Origin of the sequence: Nostoc sp. (assembly GCF_036916575.1) — a bacterium.
GTDB lineage: Bacteria > Cyanobacteriota > Cyanobacteriia > Cyanobacteriales > Nostocaceae > Nostoc.
In genome coordinates, this window is the sequence record NZ_JBALGC010000018.1 from 1 (window position 1) to 6,396 (window position 6,396).

10 protein-coding genes are annotated in these 6,396 nt (G+C 46.0%); 3 read left to right on the top strand and 7 right to left on the bottom strand.

Annotated features, from left to right (window positions below; all coding sequences use genetic code 11):
• The 6 genes from V7L29_RS06125 to V7L29_RS06150 all read right to left on the bottom strand — a co-directional run.
• On the bottom strand, window positions 1-249 hold a 249-nt coding region (locus V7L29_RS06125; protein WP_334734870.1), incomplete at its 3' end, for a hypothetical protein.
• A gap of 157 nt (window positions 250-406) precedes the next feature.
• Entirely contained in the window at window positions 407-586 is a 180-nt protein-coding gene (locus V7L29_RS06130; protein ID WP_334691910.1) for a hypothetical protein, read from the bottom strand.
• Window positions 587-653: 67 nt separating this feature from the next.
• Window positions 654-1,646: a hypothetical protein gene (locus V7L29_RS06135; RefSeq protein ID WP_334734871.1), complete on the bottom strand. Its 993-nt coding sequence runs from the start codon at window positions 1,644-1,646 to the stop codon at window positions 654-656.
• Between the two features lie 77 nt (window positions 1,647-1,723).
• Entirely contained in the window at window positions 1,724-2,329 is a 606-nt protein-coding gene (locus V7L29_RS06140; protein WP_334734872.1) for a carboxymuconolactone decarboxylase family protein, read from the bottom strand.
• Between the two features lie 10 nt (window positions 2,330-2,339).
• A complete protein-coding gene (locus V7L29_RS06145) occupies window positions 2,340-3,017 on the bottom strand; it encodes a carboxymuconolactone decarboxylase family protein (protein WP_334734873.1) in 678 nt (225 codons plus the stop codon).
• Window positions 3,018-3,212, bottom strand: coding sequence for a hypothetical protein (locus V7L29_RS06150; protein ID WP_334691914.1), 195 nt, complete (start codon window positions 3,210-3,212; stop codon window positions 3,018-3,020).
• A gap of 74 nt (window positions 3,213-3,286) precedes the next feature.
• Here V7L29_RS06150 and V7L29_RS06155 point away from each other — a divergent pair, with 74 nt between their 5' ends.
• The 3 genes from V7L29_RS06155 to V7L29_RS06165 all read left to right on the top strand — a co-directional run bounded on the left by V7L29_RS06155 (window position 3,287) and on the right by V7L29_RS06165 (window position 5,472).
• Window positions 3,287-3,493: a hypothetical protein gene (locus V7L29_RS06155; protein WP_334691915.1), complete on the top strand. Its 207-nt coding sequence runs from the start codon at window positions 3,287-3,289 to the stop codon at window positions 3,491-3,493.
• Between the two features lie 648 nt (window positions 3,494-4,141).
• Window positions 4,142-5,254, top strand: coding sequence for an NF041680 family putative transposase (locus V7L29_RS06160; protein WP_334734874.1), 1,113 nt, complete (start codon window positions 4,142-4,144; stop codon window positions 5,252-5,254).
• A 65-nt stretch (window positions 5,255-5,319) separates the two neighbouring features.
• Window positions 5,320-5,472 carry a hypothetical protein gene (locus V7L29_RS06165; RefSeq protein ID WP_334734875.1) on the top strand — a complete coding sequence of 51 codons (153 nt, stop codon included), beginning with the start codon at window positions 5,320-5,322 and terminating at the stop codon, window positions 5,470-5,472.
• Window positions 5,473-6,022: 550 nt separating this feature from the next.
• Here the strand turns inward: V7L29_RS06165 and V7L29_RS06170 are convergent.
• The coding region (locus tag V7L29_RS06170) for an FAD-binding domain-containing protein (RefSeq protein ID WP_334734876.1) at window positions 6,023-6,396 on the bottom strand (374 nt) is incomplete at its 5' end.

Below are 6,396 nucleotides of genomic sequence, written 5' to 3' on the forward strand. Positions count from 1 at the left end.
GGCAGTAGTAATTGCTCCACCATTACTAGTAAAGATGCTGCCTGGACTTGGGGATGCAGCAGTAAAAGCGACTGTGCCATTATCGTTGATTGCATCAATTGGACGGATATCGAAAAAGTCCTGATTATCCCTACTGTTAACGATTGATGTAAAAGTAAAGCTGCCGGCTTGTACTGAGTTAACATCTATCGTCGCTAGGCTTAAGAAGCTACCAACTATAGCAGCTAAAAATTTTGGAGAACTACCCATGTTAGTATCTGCTTACTGATTACTTTTTTGACTAAATTAGTATTACCATAGAATTTAGATAAAAGTAACGAAACAATCACACCATTGGATTGATGTAGTGTCTTAGCACTTAACACCACCATCTTTGCCCACCAAAATGATGCGAAAATTTTCTTTATCAACTCTGAAGCGATGCAAAAGGCGGTAAACTACGCACCAAAGGCAGTTTTTCCTTTAAGAATTCTAGAGGGGCGATGCCTGCCTGCGGCGGTAAACTACGTTCTATAGAACCCATCCTTAACCACCCAGTTTTCTGTTCCGATGATACTGGTACCCCTCGATCAGCCTTTGCTGCCATAGGGTTCCTCAAACTGCCACATATTGACGGTAGCCGGGCTTCCCTCAGAGCCTTGATCGCAGATTCTTCAGGCGGGAAATCCATCTGTAAGAGGCTTCAGTTCCACGCGCATAAGTTTAGCGGGTCTTGCACCGTCAGGAGGGGGAGAAGCTGTTCCTCCATCCGTCGTGAAGTATGCGACACGCCCGTAATCATTTGTGCCTCTTCTCCAGGCACCAGCGGAAGGTCCAATCATCTCCTTTGAATATGGTTCTCCAGCTACACTCTGTGTAAAGCCGCTGTTTAGACCAGGTTCCATCGATACAACGTCAATGGTATTTTGGCGATGAGTAGTGAGATAGATGACCTCTGCATCTTCATCAATCAGGAAATCATCACCCATCCTCCCCGCTACCACTAGCTCAGGAGTACCCGCCGGCTCTAATGTTTTTGGATCAACCTTCACTCGCATAAACAACTTCTTTGCGGTTGAAGTGTAATAGAGATAATTTGTTTTAGCGGCATAATGGACACCATTGACACCCGGTTGCTCTGGTTTCATCTTTCCAGGAAAGTATCCCATGCTTTCATGCTCCAGCCATACTCGCATTGAAGGCTGCTCATCGTGAGACGAAAGATTTACGCGCCAGATCAGTCCGGCAAAACAATCTGCAACAAGCATTACACCGGGGCCTAGTAGACAGGCTCCATTGACGCCACGAGTCTCTTTTGGAAACTGGCAAATGAGTTCTGGAGCAATCGGCGTTCCTGCTTTCCACTTACGAAGATCCAAGCGATGTAGGAAGCACTCGTGGGTTGTGTACACATTTCCTGAAAGAAGAACAAAGACTTCAGGCTCAACCTCCACGATTCCCGTTGCGTTTTCTTTATACGTGTGAAGGCGTACAGGCTCGACAACCTCATTTCCATCCGCGGGAGGTACATACCAAAGCTCTTTCTTGTTCGCGACTTGGATCAACACAGAGTTATCTTTTCGGACTGCTAGATTCTCAAGGAAATACTGCGTCGGAAACTCCGCGACTGGCGTTACGCTGGCTTGCGGAGCTTTATTGTGAGACATAAGGCATTAGCCCCCCTTTTCGTGCACCTTTGGCAATAAGCTGCTTTCTTCAAATAAATGATGTAGATCCGTGACACTTAGCCTGCTGAGTCCTCCGGAACAGGCACCTCGAATGCGTTCAGCAATGAGCACACGATGTCGTAACAGCCCGCGAGAAAGAGAATGTCCACGATGCCGCGTATCCCAAACGTGGCCTTCAGTTGATCGAACATTTCCTTCGATACTCGATGGTTACGCGTGATCTCCTCGGCGAAAGCCTGCGCCCGTTTTTCCTCGTCCGTAAGGCTTTCAGACGGCCTACCTGTTACCAGAGCGTCAATCGCCTCCTCCGTGATACCCGCCTTTCTGGCAGCTGCCTTGTGTGCGTATAGTTCGTACTGAGATTTCCAGATCGAACCGACAGTGAGAATCACTACTTGCCTAACACGCTCACTCAACGTGGTGTTCTTCGCTTCAACGCTCTGCAATATTCCGAATGCCGCACCAATCTCAGGACTTTGTAACACAACGTTGAAGGGACCAATCAGACTCCCGTCCGCGACCTTGGCAACGAAACCAACGGCTTCTGCCCAAGGCACTTGGTGCGTATCGATATCGTCGTAGAGACTTTGTTGAACAGGAGTCAGCTCGTTCGGTTTTGTCAGCGGTATGCGTCCACCAAGTTCGATACTCTTCCGTGTCATTCTCTTCTCCTCATTGTGGTAGACCCACGGCATTAGCGGGAACATCGAACGCCATCAGGGTTAGTGATACCATCGTGAACCAGCCCATCAGGACTGTGACGTCAACGATGCCCGCATCACCCAACAGCTCTTTCGCACGCTTATATAATCCGGTTGGAACAACCCGTTGTGCGGCCAGAGCTGACGCGAGTTGATACACCACCTGCTCACGGGGATCACTAAAAGACGTAGGCAGCCCTGCGATCAGAGCCTGTACCTTCTCCGGTTCAAGATGGCCTTGTTCCTCACCGATCTTCTCGTGCTCGTAGTTTCCGTATACCGCGCGCCATTGACCATTGATGATATTCGTAACGATTTCAATTTCAGACTTCTTCAAGGTGGAGAGCTTCTGATAGTAATAGCCAGTCGGAACGATCGTTTTAGATAGGGTCGGATTTGCTAACCAAATCTTGTGTGGTCCGGGTATAAGGCCACGTAGCTTCATTGTGAAGTCGTAGGCGTCCTTCATCTCGGGAGACATTTCATTCACGGGGGTTTCATCAAATCGACCAAACGTTCCAAAGTCAGAATTTTCAGTCATGGCTTTGGCACCTTGTATGACTTTACCGATATTTTTGCCGAAGGCAGAGCCATAACATTGCCGCGATCGCTGCTGAAATATTGATTGCGCGGGTTTATTGTCTGCCACCTAAAACAAGGGTTTTGATTCATAATCTTGCCGTGAGTTGTTTTTGGAATCAAAAGCTTGCCAAAGTACCAACTTCAACTGGTCGCCAGTCAGAGTTGTTGCATCCGCTTGTTGTGACTGCCTACCGGGTATCCAGGGGATAGTCACTATCCCTTGGTTAATGACTTCGGGCAGTGACTGCCCGAAGTCGTACACAACTTCCCCTCTTGAAGGGGGGAAGTTGAAACATAAGCTTGCCGTTGGTGCAAAGTTATGGGTAAAGTCACACCTTGCTAGAGCGTTCTTGTCCTCACTTTAACATTAAAGATGAATTGTTTATTCGTAAAGCTGACGGCATGCGCCCAACTTCTCGTGCTCTTGAACTTGCTGCTCCCGTTCGTCAAGCCCTGACTTTTGATATTTGTGCTGAAATATCGGGTAGTGTTGCAGATGGGGTATTAGGTACCCCCTTTTACCAGAGCCGCCCTTTGTATTGAGGACGGCGATTACTTTAGGCATTTGAGTAAATACTCAGTTGAGCGTTTACTCAAAAGAATAAATCTTAATTGGGTTGTATGGCAAGGGCGATCGCCTGGGAGCGGGGTTATGAATTTCTCGACAAAGAGTTCCAAGTGCGAATCGTTCTGTTGAAATAAGCTAAGTAACCTAGAACAGCTTAGGGATAACAGGCAGGGTAATAAGAAGAGGGAAACCTTAACAAAACTCTGACAACTGAAAGACCATGTAGGGAATGGCACTAAGAAAAGCTCTAAGCTATGCAGAATAAGGGCTACAGGTGAATGGCACTAAGAAAAGCCGAAAGGCTTGCGGTTTAAGCAGTTTGCAATTGTTTGCGTAATTCATGCCGGGGTTTCGTCATCAAGGGGTAAGTTTTGGGGCGACGTTTGCGGACTCGTGGTTCACTTCTAAGAGGGTGATCGCTCAACCTCTCCACTCACTGTTCATTGATTAAAAATTGAAATCATTCCCTCGTATAGCTTATAGCTTTTCTTAGTGCCATTCGTATCTGGGGCAGTGTTTATAGCCTGGACTTTAGACTAAATAGTGAGAAAAAGCGGTCAGTCCTGTTGAATTGACCATGTTTTGGTCAATGCTGAGATTTAGAGAAAAATTACAGCTTGACCATGACATTTGATAAGCTTAAACAATTCCGCTGTGGAGTGTACACCCTCTTGGGTAATGGTAAAGATGCACTATTTGACCTGATGGATGCAGTGCTAGTCACACGTAGTGTTTACTCATTTGTAGAGTTATCGATATCACCAGTGTTTCGACGGCAGTGGTCAAGCATCTATGAGGCAATAGAAGACAGCTTACCACCACGCTTTGAATTGATGCAGTTGTACATAACACAGCTACCGCAAACAGAGCCACTAGTGTTAGCAGGAGATCACACAGCATGGTCAAGACCAAATGCGGCTACACTTAAAGACCGCACTTACGAACATCAAGCGCAACCAATGTCAGGAGCCAAACCAGTGACGGTTGGTCAAGGCTACAGCACTATAGCTTGGATTCCAGAGAAACAGGGGAGTTGGGCATTACCGTTACTACATGAGCGGATTACAAGTTTTGATAGTCCTATAACTAAAGCAGCAGCTCAACTCAAGCTTGTATGCCAACATCTGCTGCAACGACCCTTATCTTTGTGGGATGCAGAATACGGATGTGCCTCATTTGTGAAGCAAACAGCGGACGTTGCTGCCGACAAACTGATGCGCTTGCGCTCTAACCGTGTGCTTTATGGTGCGCCCCCACCTTATAAAGGTTTTGGTCGTCCTCGTGTTCACGGTGATAAATTCAAGCTCAACGACTCAACAACATGGCACTTACCTGACCAAATGATAGAGGTCAATCATTCAAAGTTAGGACAGATCAGCCTACGTTTGTGGTGTCATCTTCACTTCCAACAGTCTGCTCAACACTCTATGCATCTAATTCAAGTTGAGCGCACAGGAGAAGGTCGCCTCAAACAGTCCAAACCTTTATGGCTGGTTTGGGTGGGTCAGCAGATACCTGTTCTCTCAGAAATTTGGCATCAGTATTTACGCCGCTTTGCTATTGACCACTGGTATCGTTTTTTGAAACAACGATTGCATTGGACTCTACCCCATTTTTCTACTCCAGAGCAGTCTGAATGCTGGAGTGATTTGATGCCTTTGCTCTCGTGGCAGGTGTGGTTGGCCAAAGAAAGTATCAAAGATTGCCCCCTACCTTCTCCCAAAGGGAGAGGCTAGCGCCAAGGCAAAAACCTGCCCAAAATTTATCCCCTGGTCGAGTCGCTAACTGCTTTGCAACAGTTTTGGCTCGGATTGGAACACCCGCTACTGCTGCTAAACCCAGAGGAAAGTCTCCTGGTTGGACTCCAGGCAGACCCCGACAGCAACGGACTCGTTATCCTATTGTTAAAAAAGGCTTTACTAAGCCCAAGAAAGTATCCAAAAATACTGATTAATGCTTCTGTTTTTAATTCATCCTATGGCTGTTCGACATGGAATTAATCAAACCCTCTGTCGAGCTATTTTCGTTTGCTTTAGTCTAAACTCCAGTTATAGCGGTTTCCATGCTTGCTGTACCTCCTTGAGGTGTTTCACGCAACCGAATTTTGAGAAGTCGTGGATGAAGCCGATGTGAATCACTGGTGTTGTCAACTTAATGGAGTAGATGCAAAATTAGGCATAATGATTTCTGCAAAATCATGCTCGCTCAGATTATGCAGCAAGATTCAGCCCAGTAACCAATAAAGCTGATTTTTACTACTTTGGCGATTGCTCCTCTACCTCGTTTAATTTTTCCTCTCTGCGAGACACTACGTGAACGCTTGTATTCTGTAAAGGTGATCACCTACGGTGGGCGGTTACGCCATCGCTCCAGGGGTGCAACTTTTCCTCTAAGAATTTTTTAAGGGTGATCGCCACATGTAAGGGCGGATACGCCATCGGACTGTAAGATTTTTATACAAAGATGGAGAGCAGTGATTAGCACTATTAAAATCCGCTATTGGTTTACTCTAGTTCTGCCTCTAATTCATTGAATTCTTTGTACTGTCTATCTTTGTGCTGCCAGTATTTATTTACTGTTTCTTTAGCTGCAACTGCACTTTCATATTCTGTTCCACCCTGGAGAGTTAACCTTTCTCTTACTTTTTTCCGCAGGTCAGAGATGATTTTACCATTAATCTTGCGGGTTTTAGCCCAATCTAAAATAGTTTGTGGATAAGAACTAGTGCCAATATATTTACCTTGGATAATTTCTGGTAGACTGTAACCTTTTAGTTCGCTTACCCAATAGTAAATAAATTTGAGGTCTGGGTCTTTTTCGGGAATATTCTTATTTGGGTTATATATGCGAAAAGTATCACTTAAAGGATTAGTAACAC